The following is a 26221-nucleotide window of genomic DNA, read 5'->3' on the forward strand; positions in this document are numbered from 1 at the left end:
GACAAAACAAGATGATAAAGTTAAAAGCATTTTTACTATCGCTTGTGCTAGTAATTGCGACTCTTGCTCTTTTAAATGTGACATATGTCAAGAAGATTGACGACTATTATAAAGTCAAGGACAATAGTATTCGCTACAGCACTTCTTATGAAAAGTATAAAAGTAGAGATATTCTAACAAATAATATCACTCCCAATACACTAGTTCTAATGGGTTCCTCAGAGTTAGTTGCGACGATAAATGAAGATTACCATCCCAATAAAATTTTTAACTACAATGATTTTAACATTATGCAGATAGGAACCAGTTACTCTCAAAATATCATTCAAGCTACGACCTTGAGCTCGATTGAGGGGGCTATGAGTAAGCGAAAAGTAGCTATCGTAGAGTCTGTTCAATGGTTCGAAAAGGATGGGACTCATCAAGACGCCTTCTTAAACAAGGCCTCTCAGGAACATATTTTTCACATGCTAGATAACGAGAAAATCAGTAAGGAAACGAAAGAAAAACTGATTAATCGCATTATTGAGATTACCAAAGGAAACAAACAACAAAATGATATCTATAAAAAGTATAAAAGCTATTTTATAGAAGGAAAAGGGACAATCATTGATAAAAAACTGTTGGAGCTTGACAATGCCGTTTATTCCTTTAAGCTTAAACGAAAATTCTATGAAAATCATGCCAAATCAGACTATCCTGCACTAGGAGATAAAACGCCGGATTATGATTGGGAGGAGATGACGAAGAAGTTTGTAGAAGAAGTTAAAAAGAAAACAGATAACAATGATTATGCTGTGGATAATAACTACTACAATACCTACTTGAGAGACCGTTATGCTTCGTTGAAAGATTCTAACAAAGACTTGAGCTACATAGAGTCACCAGAGTATTCAGATATGGAGCTCTTCTTGACAGTTGCTAAGGAATTGGGAATTGAAGTTGAAGTCATTATCTTTCCTGTAAATGGTAAATGGAATGATTACACAGGTGTTTCACGAGAAATGCGTGAAGAAACTTACAAAAAAATAGAAAATATTGCCAAAAACCACGGTGCTACGGTGTTAAACTATGGAAACAGAGAGTATGATGATTACTTTTTATTTGACGTGATGCACGTTGGAGTGAAAGGATGGATGGAAGTTGAAAAAGAACTTTACAAATTTGCAAATGAAACTAACTGACACACATCGTTTACTATTGTGGACCTTGTTTTTCTACACAGTTATTTTAAGCATCGTAATCTACTGTTTTGTGACTGATTTTTCGAACATTCAAGATTTCATCTATAGTGAATTTTAAGATTATATATTATAAAAATCTCTAGATAAAGGGAATTCTACCGATAAAGTGAGACATAAGATAAGGCTCTATAATATTTATAGTGGGGAAGTCCTCTATAGGTAGTATAGAGCCTACTTTTTTGTAGCTCCCAATATAATCTATACTGGAAAGCATTAAAGCTATCATTAGAAGGTATCATATGGAACAATTTAATGATGTTTAAATGTAGTGGAAATGGACGGAAAACAATTGAAAAAATAGTTTATAAAGTGGTATAATAGCAGAAAAATAAGTTAGTAAGAAATTGATTTTATTTTAGTTGAAAATTACAGGAATGAAAGGTTTTTCTTGATGAAACAGAGAAATGAACTCTATCTCTTTCTTGGTCGGACAGCCTTGTATTTTATCATTTTCTTGGGCCTACTTTACTTTTTTAGTTATCTCGGTCAGGTTCAAGGTAGCTTTATCTATAATGAATTTTAACTTAAAGGAGAACCCCTATTGTGTCAAATAAACCAATAGTAGATATGATTGAAACCATTGAGCATTATGCTCAAAAGCAGCCTAATTTTCCGGTCTACAATGTCCTTGGAGAAGAGCATACCTATGGCCAATTGAAGGCTGATTCAGATAGCTTAGCAGCCCATATTGACCAAATGGGACTTCCTGAAAAGTCACCTGTTGTGGTGTTTGGTGGCCAAGAATATGAAATGTTAGCAACCTTTGTGGCCTTGACCAAATCTGGCCATGCCTATATCCCAATTGACAGCCATTCTGCCTTGGAGCGCGTGTCTGCGATTGTTGAAGTAGCAGAGCCAAGCTTAATCATCGCCATCAATGAGTTTCCAATTGAAAACCCAGCTGCTCCAATCATGTCCTTGGAGCAAGTGCGTCAAGCTTATGCAGTTCAACATGCCTATGATTTGCAACATCCGGTCAAAGGGGATGATAACTACTACATCATCTTTACTTCGGGGACAACTGGGAAACCAAAAGGGGTGCAGATTTCACATGATAACTTGCTCAGCTTCACCAACTGGATGATTACAGACAAGGAATTTGCGACGCCAGAGCGTCCGCAAATGTTGGCGCAACCGCCCTATTCCTTTGACTTGTCTGTCATGTATTGGGCACCAACCCTGGCTCTTGGAGGCACGCTTTTTGCCCTCCCATCAGCCATTACTCAAGACTTCAAACAACTTTTTGCAACCATCTTTTCTCTACCGATTGCTATCTGGACTTCGACACCATCTTTTGCAGATATGGCTATGTTATCTGAAGATTTCAATGCTGAAAAGATGCCAGGCATTACCCATTTCTACTTTGATGGGGAAGAGTTAACGGTTAAAACGGCTCAAAAACTGCGTGAGCGTTTCCCAAATGCACGCATCATCAATGCCTACGGCCCAACGGAAGCAACGGTTGCTTTGTCGGCGGTTGCTATCACAGATGAGATGCTAGCGACACTTAAACGCTTGCCAATTGGTTATACCAAAGAAGATTCTCCAACCTTCATCATTGATGAGGAAGGAAACAAATTGCCAAATGGTGAGCAAGGTGAGATCATCGTATCTGGACCGGCTGTTTCAAAAGGTTATATGAATAATCCTGAGAAAACAGCAGAAGCTTTCTTCGAATTTGAAGGTCTGCCAGCCTACCATACGGGAGATGTCGGAACTATGACGAATGAAGGCCTTCTTCTCTACGGTGGACGGATGGATTTCCAAATCAAGTTTAACGGCTACCGTATTGAGCTAGAAGATGTTTCTCAAAACTTGAACAAATCTCAGTACATTGACTCGGCTGTTGCGGTACCGCGCTATAATAAAGAACACAAGGTTCAAAATCTCTTGGCCTATGTTATCTTAAAAGATGGGGTCAAAGAACAATTTGAGCGCGAGATTGATATTACCAAAGCGATCAAGGAAGACTTGGAAGATATTATGATGTCTTATATGATGCCTTCGAAATTCCTCTACCGTGACAGCTTGCCGCTAACTCCAAATGGGAAAATCGACATCAAAGGGTTGATTAGTGAGGTAAACAATAGATGATGGAGCTTCTTAAACAGCTTCCTCATATTGAGCCTTATGGGAATCCGCAGTACTTTTTGTATGTGATTACTGCTATTTTGCCAATCTTTATCGGTCTTTTTTTCAAAAAACGTTTTGGCTGGTATGAAATATTGGTTAGTCTGTTCTTTATAGTCACTATGTTGACGGGAGGCAAGACCAATCAATTAGCTGCCTTGGGTATTTATCTGTGCTGGGAAATATTGCTCCTGCTTTTCTACAAGCACTATCGAAAAAGTAAGGATGGCAAGTGGGTATTCTACCTCGTTAGTTTTCTGTCCCTCCTTCCGATTACCTTTGTCAAGGTGCAACCGGCTATCAATGGAACGCAGTCTTTGTTTGGGTTCTTGGGAATTTCTTATTTGACCTTTCGTTCAGTGGGAATCATCATCGAACTCAGAGATGGAGTCATTAAGGATTTGAAGATATGGGAGTATTTGCGTTTTCTTCTCTTTATGCCGACATTTTCAAGTGGTCCTATTGATCGTTTCAAACGTTTTAATGAAAATTATCAGACGATACCGGAGCGCGATGAGTTGCTAGATATGCTAGCCGAGTCCGTTCGGTATATCATGTGGGGATTTCTGTATAAATTTATCCTAGCTCATATTTTAGGCGAGATTTTATTACCACCGCTAAAGAATTTAGCTTTACAAACAGGTGGCGTCTTTAACTATTATGTAGTGGCCATCATGTACACATTTGGTTTGGAACTCTTCTTTGATTTTGCAGGTTACTCTATGTTTGCTATAGCTATTTCAAATCTGATGGGAATTCGTAGTCCGATTAACTTCAACAAACCTTTCCTGTCAAGAGATTTGAAAGAGTTTTGGAATCGTTGGCACATGAGTTTATCCTTCTGGTTCCGTGATTTTGTCTTTATGCGCATGGTCATGGTGATAACGAGAAAGAAGCTTTTTAAGAATCGAAATGTGACTTCAAGTGTTGCCTATGTCCTGAACATGCTACTTATGGGGTTCTGGCATGGGATAACATGGTTTTATATCGCTTACGGACTCTTTCATGGGATAGGCTTAGTGATGAATGATGCCTGGGTCAGAAAGAAAAAAATGCTCAATAAAGAACGGAAAAAAGCAGGGCAACCACCTTTTCCTGAGAACCGTTGGATTCAGTTGCTTGGCATGGTTATAACTTTCCATGTCGTAATGGTTTCATTCTTAATCTTTTCGGGATTTTTGAATGATTTATGGTTTAAAAAATAAATGGAATTAAAAAATAGAAGGAAATTTAAAAATGGATATCAAATCAGAAGTTATTGAAATTATCGATGAATTATTTATGGAAGACGTTTCTGACATGATGGATGAAGATCTTTTCGACGCAGGTGTCTTAGACAGTATGGGAACGGTTGAATTGATTGTGGAAATCGAAAACCGCTTTGATATTCGTGTCCCGGTTACAGAATTTGGTCGTGACGATTGGAATACGGCTAATAAAATCGTAGCAGGGATTACGGAGTTAAAGAATGCTTAAACGCTTGTGGCTGATCTTTGGGCCTATCTTCATTGCTGGATTTTTGGTTCTTCTACTCATCTTTTTTTATCCAGGTACAACAAGCCATAATCTCATGGAGGAAAAATACTCTGCGGCTTCTGTTAGTACAGAGAGCTTTAAGGAGAGAAGCCAAAAAGTGAGAGCTCTCACGGATTCTAATATGCGTTTTGTCCCTTTCTTTGGGTCGAGTGAATGGATTCGTTTTGATAGTATGCATCCAGGAGTGTTGGCTGAAAAGTATAACCGCTCCTACCGTCCTTATTTTATGGGGCAGGCAGGAGCCGCTTCTCTTAGTCAGTATTTTGGGATGCAACAAATCACATCTGAACTTGAAAATAAACAAGCGGTATTTGTAATCTCTCCACAGTGGTTTACAAAGGAAGATCAAGATCCGGTTACTTTTCAAACCTATTTTAACAATGATCAGTTGACTGCTTTTTTAGAGAATCAATCTGGGGATGTAGCCTCTCAATATGCGGCTAATAGACTCTTAAAACAAAATCCAAGAGTTCCGATGAAGAGGATTGTTGAGAAGCTGGCTAAGAATGAACAATTGTCAGATTTTGATCAAACGGTGGTTAATCTCTCTGCCGAGTTCAATGAAAGACAAGCTGCCCTTTTTGGTCAATTTTCGATTCGAGGTCGATTAAAGTACAAAGATCATATTGAAAAATATTTGAGCAGTCTCCCAGATCAGTTTTCGTATGAAGAATTGGAAAATATTGCACGTAAGGATGCAGAAGAAAACACGACCAATAATGATTTGGGAATGGAGAACCACTTTTACAATACTCAACTAAAGAAAGATATAAAAAAGTGGGAAGGGTATCAAAAAAATTACAACTTCCTCCAGTCAAGGGAATACAATGATTTGCAGTTAGTGCTCGATCAATTTGCCAAATCTAAGGTGAATGTACTCTTTGTCTTTCAACCTGTCAAAAAAAAATGGATGGACTACACAGGCTTGAGTGAAGAAATGTATCAACACTCTGTCGAAAAAATTCGTTACCAGTTGGAAAGTCAAGGTTTTACCAATATTGCTGATTTTTCAAAAAACGGTGATGAACCTTATTTTGTCAAGGATACGATTCATATCGGTTGGTTAGGCTGGCTGGCGTTTGATAAGGTTGTAAATCCTTTTTTGAGCAATCCAACAACAGCACCTAGTTACCAAATGAATGACCGCTTCTTTAGCCAAGATTGGGCGGATTACGATGGTAACATCAAAGATTTTCAATAAAATGAGCTAAAAGTTTGGGATTTTAATCCAAGCTTTTTTGTTTAAATGGTGAATATTTAAGATGCAAATAGGTCAAAAGTTTCAAAATTTTTAGAAATAGCGTATAATATAAAAGAGAAAAAGAAAAGAAAAGGATTTCAAAATGAAGAAACAGTTCTTATTACCCATCCTATCTACAGCTTTATTAGCTCCAGCCTTCTTAGCTGGACAAGTATTCGCTGAAGAAGCAACAACTCCTGCAGAAAGTTCAGCTGTCGCAGCAACTCCAGCTCCGTCGGCGACTCCAGCTCCTGTTGAGAGCCCTGCGGTACCGGAAACTTCGACAACTTCAGAAGCGATTGCACCTGCAGAAGCTCCGTCAGCTCCTGCTGAATCTCCTAAAAGCGAAGAAAAGGACACTGTTATCTTACACACCAATGATGTCCATGGTCGTATTGTAGAGGAAAAGGGAGTCATTGGAGACGCTAAGTTGGCTACAGTCATTGAACAAGAGCGTGCAAAAACCAACCAGACCACCTTGGTAGTGGACGCTGGTGATGCTTTCCAGGGTCTTCCTATCTCAAACTCATCAAAAGGTGAGGCACGTGCTAAGATTCTTAACGAGATGCAGTATGATGCCATGGCTGTAGGAAATCACGAGTTTGATTTCGGACTTGATGAAGCTAAAAAATACAAAGAAATTTTGAAATTCCCCTTGTTAAGCTCAAATACTTATGTAGATGGAGCTCGTCTCTTCCAAGCTTCTACTATTGTTGACAAGAATAAGGATGTTGAAGGCGATGAGTTTGTAGTGATAGGTGTGACAACGCCGGAAACAGCAACGAAAACTCACCCTAAAAATGTTAAAGGAGTAACTTTTACTGAGCCAATCGAAGAGGTTAATAAGGTCGTTGAAGAAGTTCAAGCCAAGGCTAAGGCGGAAGGTAAGGATTATAAGCATTATGTAGTCTTAGCCCACTTGGGTGTTGATACAACAACGCCAGTGGCTTGGCGTGGCTCAACACTAGCAGAAGCCCTGTCTAAGAACCCTCTTTTGAAAGGGAAACGTGTAACAGTCATTGATGGTCACTCTCATACAGTAGAATCAACTACTTACGGAGATAATGTGACTTACAACCAAACTGGAAGTTATCTCCATAACGTTGGTAAAATTACTTATAAATCTCGTCAGCTTTTGGGCAATCCAACTCAGATTACTGCTGCTGAAGCCAAAAAATTAGAAGCAAATCCAAAAGTTGCTAGTTTAGTTAAAGATATTAAGGCAAAGTATGATGCAGAAAATGCAGTTGAGGTTGTGTCTAACAGTCCTGTTGAACTAAACGGAGACCGTGAAAATGTTCGTGTTCGTGAAACGAATCTCGGAAATGTCGTCGCAGATTCTCTCTACCAGTATGGTCAAACAGGATTTAGTCATCCAACAGATATCGCTGTGACAAATGGTGGTGGCTTGCGTGAGACAATTGCTAAAGACAAACCAATTACAAAAGGAAATGTCATTGCAGTCTTGCCATTTGGAAACACAATCTCACAAATCCAAGTAACTGGTCAGCAAGTTCTGGATATGTTTGAAAAATCACTCGGATCTATTTTGCAGGTGGATAAAGCAGGAAAAACTGTCTTAGACGAAAATGGTCAACCATTGCTCGAACCAAGCGGTGGATTCTTACAGATTTCAGGAGCCAAGGTCTACTACGATACAAACCTAGTCGCAGGTAAACGCGTCTTGGCTATTCAAGTGAAGAATCGTGCAACTGGTCTTTATGAAAAACTAGATTTGGCGAAAATCTACTACCTAGCAACCAATGACTTCCTTGCAGCAGGTGGTGACGGTTATACCATGCTTGGTGGTGCTAGAGAAGAAGGTCCTTCAATGGATGCTGCCTTTGAAGACTATCTTAAAACAGCTGATTTGACTCAGTATGAAAAGGTCAATCCAAATTCACGCACGATTTCTGTGGACTCAAAAACATTTAAACTTCCTGAAGAAGGTAAAGAGCAAGATCCAGCTAAACCAGTAGAAGACCAAGCAACAAAACCGACTCAACCTTCTACTGTAAAAGTTGATTATAAGGTTGCAGATAAGTTTGCTAAGAAAACAGTAGTCTCAGAGAAACTACTTCCAAATACAGGTAGTGAGCAATCTATTTTCATGATGCTACTTGGTGTGATTCTTGGAGCGACAGCCCTCTGGACTAGCCGTAGACAAGAAAAATAATTCTAAAGGATGAAAACATCTCAGATGTTTTCATCTTTTTTCTTGATTCTTTTTTGGTTTATGATATAATTAACCAGTAAAGAATCTGTGGTAATCTATATTGTTTTGGGAAAAAGATAACTAGGAAAGGAGAAGTTCATGAGACAATTAGCAACAGACATTGATCATTTTTTAAATGAAGTAATCCTGAAAGCTGAAAATCAGCATGAAATTTTGATCGGTCATTGCACCAGTAATGTGGCTTTGACCAATACCCAGGAGCATATTCTTATGCTCTTATCAGAGGAATCATTAACGAATTCGGAGTTAGCTCGCCGTCTCAATGTCAGTCAAGCAGCTGTCACCAAGGCCATTAAGTCCTTGATTAAAGAGGGGATGCTGGAAACGTCTAAGGATCCAAAGGATGCTCGAGTGATTTTCTATCAATTGACAGACCTAGCTCGACCGATTGCTGAAGAACACCATCATCATCATGAGCACACCCTCTCGACGTATGAACAAGTTGCCAGTCAATTCTCGGCTGAGGAGCAAAAAATTATCCAGCGGTTTTTAACTGCTTTAGTAGGAGAAATCAAGTAATGAGATACATCACAGTAGAGGATTTGTCCTTCTATTATGACAAGGAACCTGTGCTTGAGCATATCAATTACAGTGTTGATAGTGGGGAATTTGTCACCCTTACTGGAGAAAATGGAGCAGCCAAGACAACGCTAATTAAGGCTAGTCTGGGAATTTTGCAACCAAGATTTGGCAAAGTTACCATTTCAAAGACCAACACTCGTGGGACAAAACTAAGAATCGCCTACCTTCCTCAACAGATTGCAAGTTTTAATGCAGGCTTTCCAAGTACCGTTTATGAATTTGTCAAATCAGGTCGTTATCCAAGAAAGGGCTGGTTCCGTCGTCTAAATGCTCACGATGAGGAACATATCAAGGCTAGTTTAAACTCTGTTGGTATGTGGGAACATCGGGATAAACGCATTGGCTCCCTTTCTGGTGGGCAAAAGCAGAGGGCTGTTATCGCACGTATGTTTGCTTCAGATCCAGATATCTTTATCTTGGATGAGCCGACGACAGGGATGGATGCGGGAACCAAGGATGAGTTTTATGAGCTCATGCACCATAGCGCCCACCATCACGGCAAGGCTGTTTTGATGATTACTCACGATCCTGAAGAAGTTAAGGACTACGCAGATCGTAATATTCACCTGGTCCGAGACCAAGATTCCCCATGGCGTTGCTTCAATGTCCATGAAAGTGACCAGGAGGTGGAGCATGCTTAATCTATTGTCTTATGATTTTATGCAGCGAGCCTTTTTGGCAGTTATTGCCATGAGTCTCTTTTCACCAGTTCTGGGGACCTTCCTTATCTTGCGTCGTCAGAGTCTTATGAGTGATACTCTGAGTCACGTATCGCTTTCAGGGGTTGCCTTTGGCTTGGTTTTAGGAATTTCTCCGACCATCTCAACTATTGTGATTGTCTTGATTGCAGCGGTCTTCCTTGAATACCTACGTACGGTTTATAAAAGCTTTATGGAGATTGGGACAGCCATTCTCATGTCTACAGGACTGGCAGTTTCACTTATTGTCATGAGTAAGGGTAAGAGCTCTAGCTCGATGAGTTTGGATCAATACCTTTTTGGTTCTATTGTGACTATTAGTCAAGAGCAGGTCATTGGTCTCTTTGTTATTGCAGCGGTTGTTTTAATCCTGACCTTCCTCTTTTTAAGACCCATGTATATTCTAACTTTTGACGAGGATACAGCTTTTGTCGATGGTCTTCCAGTGCGTACCATGTCTATTCTCTTTAACATGGTAACGGGTGTGGCTATTGCCCTCATGATCCCAGCAGCGGGAGCGCTTTTGGTATCGACTATCATGGTCTTACCAGCTAGTATCGCTTTGCGTCTAGGGAAAAACTTTAGTTCTGTGATGATTCTTGCCAGTGTTATTGGTTTTCTAGGTATGGTTGCGGGACTCTATATTTCCTATTATGCAGAGACACCACCGAGTGCAAGTATCACCATTATCTTTGTAGTTGTCTTTTTAGTAGTCAGCTTACTCAAACGTTTTATCAAATAGGAGAAGTACATGAAAAAACTAGGCCTACTTTTGGCAAGTCTTGTGACCTTATTCTTAGTTGCTTGTTCCAATCAAAAACAAGCAGACGGGAAATTAAATATCGTTACAACTTTCTACCCTGTCTATGAATTTACCAAGCAAGTAGCAGGTGATACAGCCAATGTCGAACTCTTAATCGGGGCTGGAACAGAGCCACATGATTATGAACCATCAGCTAAGGCAGTCGCTAAAATCCAAGACGCAGATGCCTTTGTTTATGAAAATGAAAATATGGAAACTTGGGTCCCTAAGTTACTAGAATCCCTAGATGCGAAAAAAGTAAAAATGATTAAAGCTACTGGAGATATGCTGCTCCTTCCAGGAAGTGAAGAAGAGGAAGACCATGACCATGGTGAAGAAGGTCATCATCACGAGTATGACCCTCACGTATGGTTGTCTCCTGCGCGTGCAATCAAACTTGTAGAACATATCCGTGATAGTCTTTCAGCTGACTATCCAGATAAGAAGGCGACTTTTGAACAAAATGCAGCAGCCTATATTGAAAAACTACAAGCCTTGGATAAGGCCTATAGTGAAGGGCTTTCTAATGCTAAGCAAAAGAGTTTTGTGACTCAACACGCAGCCTTCCGTTATCTAGCCTTGGACTACGGACTCAATCAAGTCGCTATCTCAGGTCTTTCACCAGATGCGGAGCCTTCAGCAAGCCGTTTGGCAGAATTGACCGAGTACATCAAGAAAAATAAGATTTCTTATATCTACTTTGAAGAAAATGCCTCACAAGCTCTAGCGAATACTCTCTCAAAAGAAACAGGAGTGAAGTTAGATGTTCTGAATCCTCTTGAGAGCTTGACCGAAGAGGACATGAAGGCTGGAGAAAACTATGTCTCTGTCATGGAGAAAAACCTCAAGGCACTCAAGCAGACAACTGATCAGGCAGGAGCAGAGATTGAACCAGAAAAGGCAGAGGAAACTAAAACCGTTCAAAATGGCTACTTTGAGGATGCAGATGTTAAGGACCGTACCCTAAGTGATTATGCTGGCAACTGGCAGTCTGTCTATCCTTTCCTTGAGGATGGGACTCTTGACCAAGTATTTGACTACAAGGCTAAATTGACTGGTAAGATGACCAAGGATGAGTATAAGGCTTACTATCAAAAGGGCTACCAAACAGATGTGACCAAGATTAACATCACGGATAATACTATGGAATTCATCCAAGGTGGTCAAAGTAAGAAATATACTTACAAGTATGTCGGCAAGAAAATCTTGACTTATAAGAAAGGGAATCGTGGAGTACGCTTCCTCTTTGAAGCGATTGATGCAGACGCTGGGCAATTCAAGTATGTTCAGTTTAGCGACCACAATATCGCTCCGGTCAAGGCAGAGCATTTCCATATCTTCTTTGGAGGCACTAGCCAAGAAGCCCTCTTTGAAGAGATGGACAACTGGCCAACCTATTATCCAGAAAACTTATCTGGTCAGGAAATTGCTCAAGAAATGTTAGCTCATTAAATCCAAACAATCCTTCCTACATGGGGAGGATTTTTCTTGTTTTATCAGCATTGAGCATCTAGATTGACATTGTCAGATAAAGACGGTATTGTTACGAGAGTCAGAGTGGAGAACTAGGAGGTTTTATCTTTAAGATAAGTGCTCTTTTTGACAAAGGTCTGTATTAGAGATATAATGTAGAAAAATCGTTTAAGGATAAAGATATGACAAAATCAAAGTACATTACACGTCTCAAACGCTCAGAGGGTCAATTGCGAGGTATTCAAAAAATGATGGAGGAAGAGCGTGATTGTGTCGATATCATTACTCAATTAACAGCAGTGCGATCCAGTGTTGATCGTATTATTGAACTGATGATAACGGAGAATTTAACAGCTTGTATTAATGAACCTTTAGGCGACCCTCAAGCGCAGAAGGAAAGATTGGAAAAGGCAGTTAAATACTTGATTAAACGGAAGTAACAGAATAAAGGCTTACTTTAAGAGTTGATAGAATAGTAAAAGAGCAGTTGGTTTTCTTTAGAGTAAACCAACTGCTCTTTTTGTATTTGATTTATTCTACATCACCGGGCCAGGCATTCATGCCACCTTCTACATTGGTAACGGTGAGACCTTGGGCGCTGAGAAATTGACAGGCAGAGGCAGAACGCACTCCACCTTGACAGATGACATGGTATTCATGGTCAGGTTTGAGTTCTTTGTAGCCTTGCTCCAAGGTACTTAACGGAAGATTTTTGGCACCTGGTGCATGTCCTGCTTGGAATTCATGTGCTTCACGGACATCGATAAAATCTAGATTTTCATTTTGATATTTTTCATAAAAGTCAGCCATGCTGATATTAGTTAGCATATTCTACTCCTTCTGGATTAGCCATTTTGTATAGTGAATAAGCGCCGTCAAGGTTTTGGACGGTAAATCCTGCTTGCTTGAGGATACGCTCTGCGATATAGCTGCGTAAACCACTGTGGCAGCTGACGATGTAGTTTTGATTTTTGTCTAGTTCATCCAAGCGTTCCCGTAGTTCGTTTAGGGGAATATGAATGGTATCGACTTTGAGTCGACCACTCTGGAATTCGCTACTGGTCCGTACATCCAGGAATTTCTTGCCAGTAGCTATTTCATCTTCTAGCTGGTACCACTGTATATTGTCGCTGAAACCTTCGATAAGGTTCAAGGCTGCGTAACCCAGCATATTGACGGGATCCTTGGCAGATCCAAAAGGTGGCGCATAGGTAAACTCTAACTCTGGTAAGTCAAAGAAGGTGAGATTTTCCTTGATAGCAGTTGCGAGGATGTCAATTTGCTTGTCGACTCCTTTAGCTCCGACTCCTTGGGCGCCATAAATTTTGCCACTGGTTGGGTCAAAGAGGAGCTTTAAGGTCATATCAGTAGCACCTGGATAATAACCAGCGTGGTCTTTCCCGCTAACATGAATTGCCTTGTATGGGAGTTGATTGTCACTAAGAGTGCGCTCACTAAGACCTGTCGAAGCAGCGGATATACCAAAAGCACGAACGATAGCAGTACCGATACTACCCTTGTTTTTGCGCTCCATTCCAGCAATTACGTCTGCCACTTGACGTCCTTGACGGTTTACAGGAGAAGCTAGTGAGATGATAGCATCTTCCATGAGACGTCTGAGATGAGTCGCCACTGACATACCACTTGCAACTCATCCAACAATGATAATCTTCATTGAGTTTCTCCCTTTTAGTTCTATATAGTTTCGCCTGTCCAAGCGATCATACCGCCTCGGACGTTGATAACATCATAGCCTTTTTTCTTGAGCTTTTTAGCAGCCATCTTACTTCGGACACCAGAATGACAGATGACATAGAGAGTTTCTTTTGTCGCAGGTGTGTAAGATCCGATTTCGGTTAGAGGAATATTCTTTGCATTATTGATATGACCTCTACGGAATTCCGTAGGCGTCCGAACGTCCAATAGCTGAATCGGTTCCTTGAGTTTAGCTTCTAATTCGCTGGTAGAAATACTATCAATTTTTGTAAATAAGTAAAACATAGGCACCTCCAATATACCTCTATAGGGTATATTAAAGCACTAAGAAGTGCTTTTGTCAAGCAAGTTGAATTGATCAGCATTCTTTCTTACTTAGAAAAATTTTTGTGCTTTTCCAGTATGTTAGATGATACCCTATAAACAAGGGAGAAGCGTTTTTTCAGTTGATTGGCAAGATATATCATACAAGTGATTCTAATTATTCAAGAACGAATCTCTGAAAACATTCTTTTCTGAAAACAAGCCACACCTATACTAAAGCAAGAAAAATCCTTCAAAGGACTTGAAAAATTAGAGAAAATCGGGTATAATATGAGTAATCATTTGTCGTAGGTTTTGTCTGAAATATTGTCCGGACAAGGCTCACAGCAGTTAAATCTCCTGAAAAAAGTCAGATTTAACTGCTCTTTTTGTGCTTTTTTTCGGTATTTTTTTGCATCTGTAACAGAGATTTAAAGATTCTGAAAAATTAGTCAATGGGGATAAGTTGATAGGGGTTTTAGAACCATTAAACGATAATTATTGGCTTAGGCGACTAAGCTTGGAATTTTATTTACAAAGGAGAATCATCTTGGCAGGACATGACGTTCAATACGGGAAACATCGTACCCGTCGTAGTTTTTCAAGAATCAAAGAAGTTCTTGACTTACCAAATTTGATTGAAATTCAAACTGATTCATTTAAAGATTTCCTAGACTATGGTCTGAAGGAAGTGTTTGAAGATGTATTGCCAATTTCAAACTTCACAGAAACCATGGAGTTGGAATTTGTTGGCTACGAAATCAAAGAACCTAAATATACGCTTGAAGAAGCTCGCATCCATGATGCAAGTTATTCAGCACCAATCTTTGTAACTTTCCGCTTGATTAACAAAGAAACTGGCGAAATCAAAACTCAAGAAGTCTTCTTTGGAGATTTCCCAATCATGACTGAGATGGGTACTTTCATCATCAATGGTGGTGAACGTATTATCGTATCACAGTTGGTGCGTTCTCCAGGTGTTTACTTTAATGATAAAGTAGACAAAAACGGTAAAGTGGGCTACGGTTCAACTGTAATCCCTAACCGTGGAGCTTGGTTGGAACTGGAAAGTGACTCAAAAGACATCGCCTACACTCGTATCGACCGTACACGTAAAATTCCATTTACGACTTTGGTTCGTGCTCTTGGTTTCTCAGGCGATGACGAAATCTTTGATATCTTTGGGGACAGCGAGTTGGTTCGCAACACTGTTGAAAAAGATATCCATAAAAACCCAATGGACTCTCGTACAGACGAAGCTTTGAAAGAAATTTATGAGCGTCTTCGTCCAGGTGAACCAAAAACTGCTGAGAGTTCACGTACCTTGCTTGTGGCTCGTTTCTTCGACCCACGTCGTTATGACTTGGCAGCTGTTGGACGCTACAAGATTAACAAGAAATTAAATAATAAAACTCGTTTGCTCAACCAAACAATCGCTGAACCATTGGTGGACCCTGAAACTGGTGAAATCTTGGTTGAAAAAGGTACTGTTATGACTCGCGATGTCATCGAAAGTATCGAAAGTCACTTGGATGGCGATTTGAACAAGATTGTCTACACTCCAAATGACTCAGCTGTTTTGACAGAACCAGTTGTTCTTCAAAAATTCAAGGTTGTAGCACCTACTGATCCAGACCGTGTTGTAACAATCATCGGAAATGCAAATCCAGATGATAAAGTTCGCACTATCACTCCGGCAGATATCCTTGCTGAAATGAGCTACTTCCTTAACTTGGCTGAAGGCATCGGTCGTATCGATGATATCGACCACCTCGGAAACCGTCGTATTCGTGCCGTTGGTGAATTGCTTGCCAACCAAGTACGTCTTGGACTTTCACGTATGGAACGTAATGTTCGTGAACGTATGTCTGTTCAAGATAACGAAGTATTGACACCTCAACAAATCATTAACATCCGTCCAGTGACTGCGGCGATCAAAGAATTCTTTGGTTCTTCACAATTGTCACAGTTCATGGACCAACACAACCCACTTTCTGAGTTGTCTCACAAACGTCGTTTGTCCGCCTTAGGGCCTGGTGGTTTGACACGTGACCGCGCTGGATATGAAGTGCGTGACGTGCACTACACTCACTATGGTCGTATGTGTCCAATCGAAACACCTGAAGGACCAAACATCGGTTTGATCAACAACTTGTCTTCATACGGGCACCTCAACAAGTATGGTTTCATTCAAACACCATACCGTAAGGTTGACCGTGCAACTGGTAAAGTTACCAACGAAATTGTTTGGTTGACTGCTGATGAAGAAGATGAATACACAGTAGCTCAGGCTAACTCTAAATTGAATGCAGATGGAACTTTTGCTGAAAAAGTTGTCATGGGACGTCACCAAGGGGTTAACCAAGAATATCCAGCATCAAGCGTTGACTATATGGACGTTTCTCCTAAGCAGGTAGTTGCCGTTGCGACAGCATGTATTCCTTTCTTGGAAAACGATGACTCCAACCGTGCCCTCATGGGAGCTAACATGCAACGTCAGGCTGTTCCGTTGATCGATCCTAAAGCGCCTTTCGTTGGTACTGGTATGGAATACCAAGCAGCCCATGACTCAGGAGCTGCAGTTATTGCACAACATGGTGGTAAGGTTACCTATGCAGATGCGGACAAAGTAGAAGTTCGTCGTGAAGATGGTTCCCTTGATGTTTACCACATCCAAAAATTCCGTCGTTCAAACTCAGGTACTGCTTATAACCAACGTACTCTTGTTCGAGTTGGCGATGTCATCGAAAAAGGTGACTTTATCGCCGATGGACCTTCTATGGAAAAAGGTGAAATGGCGCTTGGACAAAACCCAATCGTTGCCTACATGACATGGGAAGGTTACAACTTCGAGGATGCCGTTATCATGAGCGAACGCTTGGTGAAAGACGATGTTTACACATCAGTTCACCTCGAAGAATACGAATCAGAAACTCGCGATACAAAGCTTGGGCCTGAAGAAATCACTCGTGAAATCCCAAACGTTGGTGAAGATGCCCTTAAAGACCTCGACGAAATGGGTATCATCCGTATCGGTGCTGAGGTTAAAGAAGGGGATATCCTTGTAGGTAAAGTCACACCTAAGGGTGAAAAAGACCTTTCTGCTGAAGAACGTCTCTTGCATGCTATCTTCGGTGACAAATCTCGTGAAGTTCGTGATACTTCCCTTCGTGTACCACACGGTGCCGATGGTGTCGTTCGTGACGTTAAAATCTTTACACGTGCAAACGGTGATGAATTGCAATCTGGCGTTAATATGCTAGTTCGCGTCTACATCGCACAAAAACGTAAGATTAAGGTCGGAGATAAGATGGCCGGACGTCACGGGAACAAAGGGGTTGTCTCTCGTATCGTTCCTGTAGAAGACATGCCTTACCTTCCAGACGGAACTCCAGTCGATATCATGTTGAACCCACTTGGGGTACCATCACGTATGAATATCGGTCAGGTTATGGAGCTTCACCTTGGTATGGCAGCTCGTACTCTTGGTATCCACATCGCAACACCAGTCTTTGACGGAGCAAGTTCTGAAGATCTTTGGGATACTGTCAAAGAAGCAGGTATGGATAGCGACGCTAAGACTATCCTATACGATGGTCGTACTGGTGAACCATTCGATAACCGTGTGTCAGTTGGTGTCATGTACATGATCAAACTTCACCATATGGTTGATGATAAATTGCACGCTCGTTCAGTCGGACCATACTCAACCGTTACACAACAACCACTCGGAGGTAAAGCTCAGTTTGGTGGACAACGTTTCGGTGAGATGGAGGTTTGGGCGCTTGAAGCCTATGGTGCATCAAATGTCCTTCAAGAAATCTTGACTTACAAGTCTGACGATATCAACGGACGTTTGAAAGCTTATGAAGCTATTACTAAAGGAAAACCAATTCCAAAACCAGGTGTTCCAGAATCATTCCGAGTTCTTGTAAAAGAATTGCAATCTCTTGGTCTTGATATGCGTGTCCTTGACGAAGATGATCAAGAAGTGGAACTTCGTGACCTTGATGAAGGAATGGACGAAGATGTCATCCACGTAGATGACCTTGAAAAAGCCCGCGAAAGAGCAGCCCAAGAGGCAAAAGCAGCCTTTGAGGCTGAAGAAAATGCAAAAGCGGAAGCAACAGAAGAAGCTGCTGAACAAGAATAAGCAGTTCACTTAAAATAGAAAGGGAAGAAATAGTGGTTGATGTAAATCGTTTTAAAAGTATGCAAATCACACTAGCTTCTCCAAGCAAAGTCCGTTCATGGTCTTATGGAGAAGTCAAAAAACCTGAAACAATCAATTACCGTACGTTGAAACCAGAACGTGAAGGACTCTTTGACGAAGTGATCTTTGGTCCTACAAAAGACTGGGAGTGTGCTTGTGGAAAATACAAACGCATTCGTTACAGAGGGATTGTTTGTGACCGTTGTGGTGTTGAAGTAACGCGTACAAAAGTTCGTCGTGAACGTATGGGACACATCGAGTTGAAAGCTCCTGTATCTCATATCTGGTATTTCAAGGGGATTCCAAGCCGTATGGGCTTGACCCTTGATATGAGTCCTCGTGCCCTCGAGGAAGTTATCTACTTTGCTGCTTACGTGGTGATTGATCCAAAAGATACACCACTTGAGCACAAGTCTATCATGACAGAGCGTGAATACCGTGAACGCTTGCGTGAGTTTGGTCATGGTTCATTCGTTGCCAAAATGGGTGCTGAAGCTATCCAAGACCTCTTGAAACAAGTAGATCTTGAAAAAGAAATTGCTGAACTCAAAGAAGAGTTGAAAACAGCTACTGGACAAAAACGTGTGAAAGCTATCCGTCGTTTAGATGTTTTGGATGCTTTCCACAAGTCTGGAAACAAGCCTGAATGGATGGTTCTTAACATCCTTCCAGTTATTCCACCAGATCTTCGTCCAATGTTGCAGTTGGATGGTGGCCGTTTTGCCTCATCTGACTTGAACGACCTTTACCGTCGTGTTATCAACCGTAACAATCGTTTGGCTCGTTTGCTTGAGTTGAACGCGCCAGGTATCATCGTTCAAAATGAGAAGCGTATGCTTCAAGAAGCGGTTGACGCTTTGATTGACAACGGTCGTCGTGGTCGTCCAATTACAGGACCAGGTAGCCGTCCGCTTAAATCATTGAGCCACATGCTCAAAGGGAAACAAGGACGCTTCCGTCAAAACTTGCTCGGTAAACGTGTTGACTTCTCAGGACGTTCCGTTATCGCCGTTGGTCCAACTCTTAAGATGTACCAATGTGGTGTGCCACGTGAAATGGCAATCGAGCTCTTTAAACCATTCGTTATGCGTGAAATCGTTGCGCGCGATATCGTTCAAAACGTTAAAGCGGCTAAACGCTTGGTAGAACGTGGAGATGAACGTATCTGGGATATCTTGGAAGAAGTGATCAAGGAACACCCAGTGCTTTTGAACCGCGCACCTACCCTTCACCGTTTGGGTATCCAAGCCTTTGAACCTGTCTTGATTGACGGTAAAGCCCTTCGCTTGCACCCGCTTGTCTGTGAAGCCTACAATGCCGACTTTGACGGTGACCAAATGGCCATCCACGTACCGCTTTCAGAAGAAGCCCAAGCAGAAGCTCGTATCTTGATGCTTGCTGCTGAGCATATCTTGAACCCTAAAGATGGGAAACCAGTTGTTACTCCATCTCAGGACATGGTTTTGGGTAACTACTACTTGACTATGGAAGAAGCTGGTCGTGAAGGCGAAGGTATGGTCTTCAAGGACCGTGACGAAGCTGTCATGGCTTACCGTAATGGTTATGTTCACCTCCACTCACGTGTTGGTATCGCAACAGATAGCCTTAACAAACCATGGACAGAAGAGCAAAAACACAAAATCTTGCTTACAACTGTAGGTAAAATCCTCTTCAACGATATCATGCCAGAAGGACTACCTTACTTGCAAGAGCCAACAAATGCTAACTTGACAGAAGGTGTTCCGGCTAAGTACTTCTTACCATTAGGTGGAAATATCAAGGAAGCTATTGAAGGACTTGAACTCAACCCACCATTCAAGAAGAAAAACCTTGGAAATATCATCGCTGAAATCTTCAAACGTTTCCGTACGACAGAAACATCTGCCCTACTTGACCGTATGAAGAACCTAGGCTACCACCATTCAACTCTTGCAGGTTTGACAGTAGGTATCGCCGATATTCCAGTCGTTGAAGACAAGGCTGAAATCATCGAAGAATCACACAAACGTGTAGAACAAATCACAAAACAATTCCGTCGTGGTATGATCACAGATGACGAACGCTACAATGCTGTTACAGCTGAATGGCGTGCTGCCCGTGAAAAACTCGAGAAACGTTTGGTTGCCAACCAAGATCCTAAGAACCCTATCGTTATGATGATGGACTCTGGAGCCCGTGGGAACATCTCAAACTTCTCACAGCTTGCCGGTATGCGTGGTCTGATGGCTGCTCCGAACGGACGTATCATGGAATTGCCAATCCTTTCAAACTTCCGCGAAGGTTTGTCAGTACTCGAAATGTTCTTCTCAACTCACGGTGCCCGTAAAGGTATGACCGATACGGCCCTTAAGACAGCCGACTCAGGTTACTTGACTCGTCGTTTGGTTGACGTTGCCCAAGACGTTATCATTCGTGAGGATGACTGTGGAACTGACCGTGGTCTCTTGATCCGTTCTATTACTGAAGGTAAAGAGATGATTGAGTCTCTTGAAGAACGTCTCAATGGTCGTTACACTAAGAAAACTGTTAAACACCCAGAAACTGGTGCAGTTATCATTGGTCCAAATGAATTGATCACAGAAGACAAGGCCCGTGAAATCGTCAATGCTGGTGTTGAAGAAGTGACTATCCGCTCTGTATTTACATGTAACACTCGTCATGGTGTCTGCCGTCACTGTTATGGTATCAACTTGGCGACTGGTGATGCGGTTGAAGTTGGTGAAGCAGTTGGTACAATCGCTGCCCAATCTATCGGGGAACCTGGTACACAGCTTACAATGCGTACCTTCCACACGGGTGGGGTTGCCTCAAATACCGATATCACTCAGGGTCTTCCTCGTGTCCAAGAAATCTTCGAAGCCCGCAATCCTAAAGGGGAAGCGGTCATCACAGAAGTCAAAGGGGAAGTTACAGCAATCGAAGAAGATGCTTCAACTCGTACTAAGAAAGTCTTCGTTAAAGGTGAAACTGGCGAAGGCGAATACGTGGTACCATTCACAGCACGTATGCGTGTCCAAGTTGGCGATCAAATCTCTCGCGGTGCAGCGTTGACAGAAGGTTCTATCCAACCAAAACGTCTCCTTGCTGTTCGTGATGTCTTGTCAGTAGAAACATACCTCCTTGGTGAAGTTCAAAAAGTTTACCGTAGCCAAGGGGTAGAAATCGGTGACAAACACATCGAGGTAATGGTCCGTCAAATGATCCGTAAAGTTCGTGTCATGGATCCAGGTGATACAGATCTTCTCATGGGTACTCTTATGGATATCAACGACTTTACTGATGCCAACAAAGATGTTCTTATCGCAGGTGGTGTTCCAGCAACTGGTCGCCCAGTCCTTATGGGAATCACTAAAGCCTCACTTGAAACAAACAGCTTCTTGTCAGCTGCTTCCTTCCAGGAAACAACTCGTGTCCTTACAGACGCGGCTATCCGTGGTAAGAAAGACCATCTCCTTGGTCTCAAGGAAAATGTTATCATCGGTAAGATCATCCCAGCTGGTACTGGTATGGCTCGCTACCGTAACCTTGAACCACAAGCAGTCAACGAAGAAGTTTACCTTGAACCGTCTCAAGAAGATGAAGAAACAAATCTTGTTGTAGAGGCTCAAGTTGAAGTAAACGAATAGAATATTTTACTTGAAATGAAAAAGAGGGGATACCCCTCTTTTTCCGGGTAAAAATATTGCATAAAATTGCGCAAAATATGCAAAAAATAATAATATTTTGACGCTTCGAAGTATATATATTCTTTTTGAAAATATTAAGCACAATACTTTGTATTTTAGGCAATTGAATGCTAAAATGTTAAATGGTTGTTTGTGTATTCATGAAAAACAACGCATAAAATATAACAATATATGCAATCCCGCAAGGGTATTGGAGGTAATATCGTGAAAAATGATTTGTTTAACGATCGTATCAGTCGATTTTCGATTCGTAAACTAAACGTCGGAGTTTGCTCGGTCCTTCTCGGAACCTTAGTTATGCTTGGTACAGCTGCAAACGTTAGTGCGGATGAAGCTGTAGAGGACAAAAAAGTTGAGGGAGTTACTGCGACTACGGAGGTAGAAAGTCCAGCTAATCTTCCAACGGTTGAAACGGAAAAGGCGCCTGAAACAACTTATCAAGCAGATGCAGCTCCTGTAGTTCCTGTAGAAAAAACAGCTCCAGCGACAACTGATAAAGCTGAAGCTCCTGTAACTGCACCAGAAACAGTCCCAACTACAACAGCACCTGTTGAAGAAAAAACTCCAGTTGTGGCACCTGTTGCCCCAGCGCAAGCAGACCAGAAAACAGAAGTTCCTGCTGCAGGCGTAGAAGCACCAGCAAAAGAAGAGAAAGCTGCAACAGTCCCAGCAGAAAAAACTGGGAAACGTCGTAGCCGTCGTGCACTTGGTGACGCCAATGATCCTAACTTGATCGCGGATGATGTGGAAGACGCAACATCAACTCCTAAGGTTGAGAAACCAGGCTATTCAACCTCAAATGCTAAAGAATTCACAAAACAGATCAACTGGCTAGATTTCGGAGATACTGCAAATTGGACCAACACAACTACAGGAGACAATGGTCAAACAGCTCTCCAAGTTGGTTCAACCTATACAAAAGAAATTATGCCTGGATATGTAGTTACTGTAAAAGTGAAGTCTTTGAAACCCTTCCAAGCAACTGAAATTTATAAGAAGCGTATGGAGGAGCGAGGCGCAACTGCTGAAGAAAAAGCTACCTATGATCCAAATGCAAAAAATGGTGTTGTAAGTGGAGTTATGACACCAGCTACTAAAGAAGCGTTTAAAAATGGTGAAGAAGCAAAAATTATCGCCGATCCTCAGAATCGTTGGACAGAGATTCGACAGGAAGGTATTAATACTGGTACAAAGCAAACCACAATTGGTTCTGAACTCAATGGTTCCAATATCGGTGTACAATTTGAAATTTCTGCTACATTTAGAGGCAAATCTGTTAAGCCAGCAGTAGTTATGGCAGATGGAGAATCAGCCAATCCTGGTGAATTGGTTCTATTCACGACAAATGGTACGGGTTGGCAACATGTCGGAGAATGGAAAAAAGGTCCATATGGTCAACCTTATGTAGTTCAAGACACAAATTACCTTTTTGATCCTGCGAATGGATTCATTAATAACAAACTGGTTAAAGTTAATGGAGCTAAGCTTAATGGACTAAATTTGCAACTTCTGATTAAATCGGATCAAGTTGGTCCAGATAAGAAACCAGTCGCATGGAAGTACTTTGGTAGTGCTGATTTGACAACAGGTGGTCTTGGAACTGGCGTGTTTGGACCAAATTATTCATCCGGTAACGTTTCAGTACCTTTGGTTATGACGCGCGGGGCATCTGAGATTGGCTTGTATATTGCTTCATCTGGTAAACAAGCAGCTATGCTTGGTTTCTTCCCGCTTGATGAGGGAGATGCACCGGAAAGTTATGGCAAAGCTTCTCATGCGATTGGAACAGTAGACGGAGTTACTGGTGGGAAGGTAAGTCAACCATACTTGGGAGATGTTAGCCCAGATATGGATGAAAACAACAAGGGCGACTGGGAAGGTGACGACAAATCGGTTACTGCTGACGAAGGAATCGACCAACTCTTACCAGATGACTTGAAGGGCGCGACTAATGAGATGATCAAGCTAGATCGTACTCGTCCAGGAAACTATACTTTGAAGGTTGAAGCCCATACAGATGGAGCAGATAAAGCTTATCTATATGGTTGGATTGATTTTAACCAAAATGGGAAGTTCGATGATAACGAACGCTCTGATCTTGCTACAATCACAAAAGATGGCACTGTTGAGTTGAAGTTCAACAATGGTAAAGCGATTACTGATCCGACTGTTACAGAGCTTGGTGTCCGTGTCCGTATCGCAAAAGATGCAAAAGAGATTGAAAGTCCTACTGGCATGGCTCTATCTGGTGAGGTAGAAGACTTCAAGACTCAAGTAACCTTCCCGCCAAAAGGTGAACGCAAGGAAACAAGTGACGTCCAAGGAGCGAAACAAAGTTCAACTATCGCCTTTACTCCACAAGGATTAGCTAAATATAGCCGCACTCAAAAAGCAGTCATCAACGAAAAAGTTGCACCAGTCATGGTCGATAACAAGACAAAACAAGTCGTGACTCCAGGACCTGATGGCTATTACGCAGTAGCTGGTCAAGGTAAATACAAGATTACTGCTAATGGTAAGGACGTCGACGTAGAGTTTATCCCAGAAGACAACTTTGTCGGAACTGCAGATGGTATTTCAATTCGTCGTACAGACAACAATGGAAACGATACTGATTGGAATTCTAAAGACGCAGCGGAACTTCCTTCAATCAACGAAGCTTTGGATAACATGGATGGTCTATACATCCCTACTGTAACTCCTAAGAACCTTGAAGGTATTGATAAAGAAACAACAGATGTTCAAGGTGCTACTCAACTTGGAACACCAACTTTTGCAGTAGAAGGAACAAATAGCAAGGGTGAGAAAGTTAAAGTATCGCCAAGTGGAGAATACCCTGCAAAATTCGTAGATCCAACGACTGGTCAAGTTACAGATAACACTGCTATTACAGTCCCAGGCGAAGGAGAGTATTCATTAAACCGTGCAACTGGTGAGGTAACCTTCCGTCCAGAACCTGGATTTGTGGGAACTGCTAAGGGTGTAACCTTGTCTCTAACTGCTCCAGTTGGTCGCGATAAGAACGGGGATGCTCCAGCAGAAGCTATTAAGACTGCGACAGCTAAATACATTCCAACTGTAACACCTGTAACAATTACTCCTACTAACAAGGAGTCAGTGGACATTCAAAATGTTCCTCAAACTCAAACTCCAACATTTGATTTGAGTAACGATAAGACTGCAAAAATCACAAGCAAGAAATTGGTAGATCCAGCAACTGGACAACCTACTGATGAAACAACTGTGACAGTAGCAGGCGAAGGTACTTATACAATCGATCCTACAACTGGTGCTGTGACATTTACTCCTGAAAAAGATTTTGTTGGAACAGCAAAAGGGGTAACAGTTCAAGCAACTGCGACTATTACCAATGCTAATGGTAAGACAGCTACAATTACTTCCGATGCGAAATACACACCAACTGTACTTTCTGCAGCTCCAACGGCTCAACCTGCAACATCTAAAGATATTCAGGGAGCTGTACAAACTGGAACGCCAACTTTTGCAGGTGCGACAGTTAATGTAAATGGTCAAGACAAACAAATTCCTCTGAAAGAAAATAGCTATAAGCTTTTGGATAAAGATGGAAATGAAGTTATTGGTACAACTCCAGCTTATGCAGAAGATGGAACAACACCAATTGGTACTTTCTCTATTGATTCAACTACAGGTAAGGTAACTTTCACACCAACTGATAAATCTTATACAGGTAAAGTTACCCCAGTTAAAGTTCAAGCTGAAAGCTCAAATGGCCTTAAAGTAGATACTACTTACACTCCAGAGATTGTGCCAGTAACACCAACGGCGACACCTGCTGAAACTATAAATGTTCAAGGTGCCACTCAAACTGGTAAACCAGAATTTAAAGGTGGTACTGCTGATATTGACGGTGTTGAAAAGACTGTAGCCATTAACGAAGCTGTTCCTGCTAAATTTGATGATGGTACAACAAGTAAGAAGGTTGAAGGAGTAGGTACTTACACAGTAGCTCCAGACGGAACAGTTACATTTGTTCCAGAAAAATCATTTGTTGGTAAAGCACCAGCAGTAACAGTAGTTCGTGAAGACATGAACGGAACAAAAGCTTCTGCAACATACACACCAACAGTAACACCTGTAACACCAACAGCAACTCCAGCTGAATCTGTTGCACCTCAAGGTGTGGTTCAAACTGGTACTGTTACATTCACAGAAGGTGACCCAGTTGCACCAATCAACAAGGATACCATTACTCTTCTTGACGAAAATGGCAAACCAGCTACATCAGTAGTTGCTAAATCACCAGAAGGTAAAGAAATTGGTACTTTCACAGTTGATAAGGAAACAGGTGTTGTAACATTCACACCAACTGACAAGTCATAC

The 26221-nt window shown here is 41.5% G+C and carries 17 protein-coding genes and 1 pseudogene; 15 read left to right on the top strand and 3 right to left on the bottom strand.

The annotated features are described in order from the left end of the window. Positions 1-11 precede the first annotated feature (11 nt). The 12 genes from dltD (HMPREF9423_RS02430) to HMPREF9423_RS02485 all read left to right on the top strand — a co-directional run bounded on the left by dltD (HMPREF9423_RS02430) (position 12) and on the right by HMPREF9423_RS02485 (position 12381). On the top strand, positions 12-1184 hold the full coding sequence (dltD, locus tag HMPREF9423_RS02430) for a D-alanyl-lipoteichoic acid biosynthesis protein DltD (RefSeq protein ID WP_006147764.1): 1173 nt from the start codon (positions 12-14) through the stop codon (positions 1182-1184). A 451-nt stretch (positions 1185-1635) separates the two neighbouring features. Further along, positions 1636-1767 carry a teichoic acid D-Ala incorporation-associated protein DltX gene (locus tag HMPREF9423_RS02435; RefSeq protein ID WP_004254020.1) on the top strand — a complete coding sequence of 44 codons (132 nt, stop codon included), beginning with the start codon at positions 1636-1638 and terminating at the stop codon, positions 1765-1767. Positions 1768-1787: 20 nt separating this feature from the next. Beyond that, positions 1788-3338, top strand: coding sequence for a D-alanine--poly(phosphoribitol) ligase subunit DltA (dltA, locus tag HMPREF9423_RS02440; RefSeq protein ID WP_006147765.1), 1551 nt, complete (start codon positions 1788-1790; stop codon positions 3336-3338). Continuing rightward, the gene (dltB, locus tag HMPREF9423_RS02445) at positions 3335-4579 is read left to right on the top strand and encodes a D-alanyl-lipoteichoic acid biosynthesis protein DltB (protein WP_006147766.1); all 1245 of its coding nucleotides are present in this window, start codon (positions 3335-3337) and stop codon (positions 4577-4579) included. Before dltA ends, dltB begins: the two co-directional genes overlap by 4 nt. Before the next feature lie 31 nt (positions 4580-4610). After that, positions 4611-4850, top strand: coding sequence for a D-alanine--poly(phosphoribitol) ligase subunit DltC (dltC, locus tag HMPREF9423_RS02450; protein ID WP_000351968.1), 240 nt, complete (start codon positions 4611-4613; stop codon positions 4848-4850). Beyond that, positions 4843-6111 carry a D-alanyl-lipoteichoic acid biosynthesis protein DltD gene (gene dltD, locus HMPREF9423_RS02455; RefSeq protein ID WP_006147767.1) on the top strand — a complete coding sequence of 423 codons (1269 nt, stop codon included), beginning with the start codon at positions 4843-4845 and terminating at the stop codon, positions 6109-6111. Before dltC ends, dltD (HMPREF9423_RS02455) begins: the two co-directional genes overlap by 8 nt. A 142-nt stretch (positions 6112-6253) precedes the next feature. Next, a complete protein-coding gene (nt5e, locus tag HMPREF9423_RS02460; protein WP_006147768.1) occupies positions 6254-8326 on the top strand; it encodes a cell surface ecto-5'-nucleotidase Nt5e in 2073 nt (690 codons plus the stop codon). A 138-nt stretch (positions 8327-8464) separates the two neighbouring features. Then, a complete protein-coding gene (gene adcR / locus HMPREF9423_RS02465) occupies positions 8465-8905 on the top strand; it encodes a zinc-dependent transcriptional regulator AdcR (protein WP_006147769.1) in 441 nt (146 codons plus the stop codon). Next, on the top strand, positions 8905-9609 hold the full coding sequence (locus HMPREF9423_RS02470; protein WP_006147770.1) for a metal ABC transporter ATP-binding protein: 705 nt from the start codon (positions 8905-8907) through the stop codon (positions 9607-9609). The genes adcR and HMPREF9423_RS02470 overlap by 1 nt, the downstream gene beginning before the upstream one ends. Beyond that, a complete protein-coding gene (locus HMPREF9423_RS02475) occupies positions 9602-10408 on the top strand; it encodes a metal ABC transporter permease (protein ID WP_006147771.1) in 807 nt (268 codons plus the stop codon). Before HMPREF9423_RS02470 ends, HMPREF9423_RS02475 begins: the two co-directional genes overlap by 8 nt. A 9-nt stretch (positions 10409-10417) precedes the next feature. Further along, a complete protein-coding gene (locus HMPREF9423_RS02480) occupies positions 10418-11920 on the top strand; it encodes a zinc ABC transporter substrate-binding protein AdcA (RefSeq protein WP_006147773.1) in 1503 nt (500 codons plus the stop codon). Between the two features lie 203 nt (positions 11921-12123). Then, positions 12124-12381 (top strand): metal-sensitive transcriptional regulator, encoded by a 258-nt coding sequence (locus HMPREF9423_RS02485; RefSeq protein ID WP_003002739.1) that lies wholly within the window; start codon positions 12124-12126, stop codon positions 12379-12381. Between the two features lie 91 nt (positions 12382-12472). Here the strand turns inward: HMPREF9423_RS02485 and HMPREF9423_RS02490 are convergent, their stop codons facing one another. The 3 genes and pseudogenes from HMPREF9423_RS02490 to HMPREF9423_RS02500 form a co-directional block, all read right to left on the bottom strand. Next, on the bottom strand, positions 12473-12769 hold the full coding sequence (locus HMPREF9423_RS02490; protein WP_006147774.1) for a rhodanese-like domain-containing protein: 297 nt from the start codon (positions 12767-12769) through the stop codon (positions 12473-12475). Further along, positions 12759-13547: pseudogene (locus HMPREF9423_RS02495) on the bottom strand (rhodanese-like domain-containing protein); the annotation flags it as partial. The gene HMPREF9423_RS02490 and the pseudogene HMPREF9423_RS02495, both read right to left, overlap by 11 nt. 89 nt (positions 13548-13636) lie before the next feature. Beyond that, entirely contained in the window at positions 13637-13942 is a 306-nt protein-coding gene (locus HMPREF9423_RS02500) for a rhodanese-like domain-containing protein (RefSeq protein ID WP_006147776.1), read from the bottom strand. 568 nt (positions 13943-14510) lie between these two features. Here HMPREF9423_RS02500 and rpoB point away from each other — a divergent pair. The 3 genes from rpoB to HMPREF9423_RS02515 form a co-directional block, all read left to right on the top strand. Next, positions 14511-18113 (top strand): DNA-directed RNA polymerase subunit beta, encoded by a 3603-nt coding sequence (gene rpoB / locus HMPREF9423_RS02505; RefSeq protein WP_006155873.1) that lies wholly within the window; start codon positions 14511-14513, stop codon positions 18111-18113. A 32-nt stretch (positions 18114-18145) separates the two neighbouring features. Continuing rightward, complete coding sequence (gene rpoC, locus HMPREF9423_RS02510) at positions 18146-21799, top strand: DNA-directed RNA polymerase subunit beta' (RefSeq protein ID WP_006147778.1); 3654 nt, start codon at positions 18146-18148, stop codon at positions 21797-21799. Between the two features lie 231 nt (positions 21800-22030). Beyond that, positions 22031-26221, top strand: a 4191-nt coding sequence (locus HMPREF9423_RS02515) for a CshA/CshB family fibrillar adhesin-related protein (RefSeq protein ID WP_006147779.1), incomplete at its 3' end; no start/stop codon positions are given.

Source organism: Streptococcus infantis ATCC 700779, assembly GCF_000187465.1.
Taxonomy (GTDB): Bacteria; Bacillota; Bacilli; order Lactobacillales; family Streptococcaceae; genus Streptococcus; species Streptococcus infantis.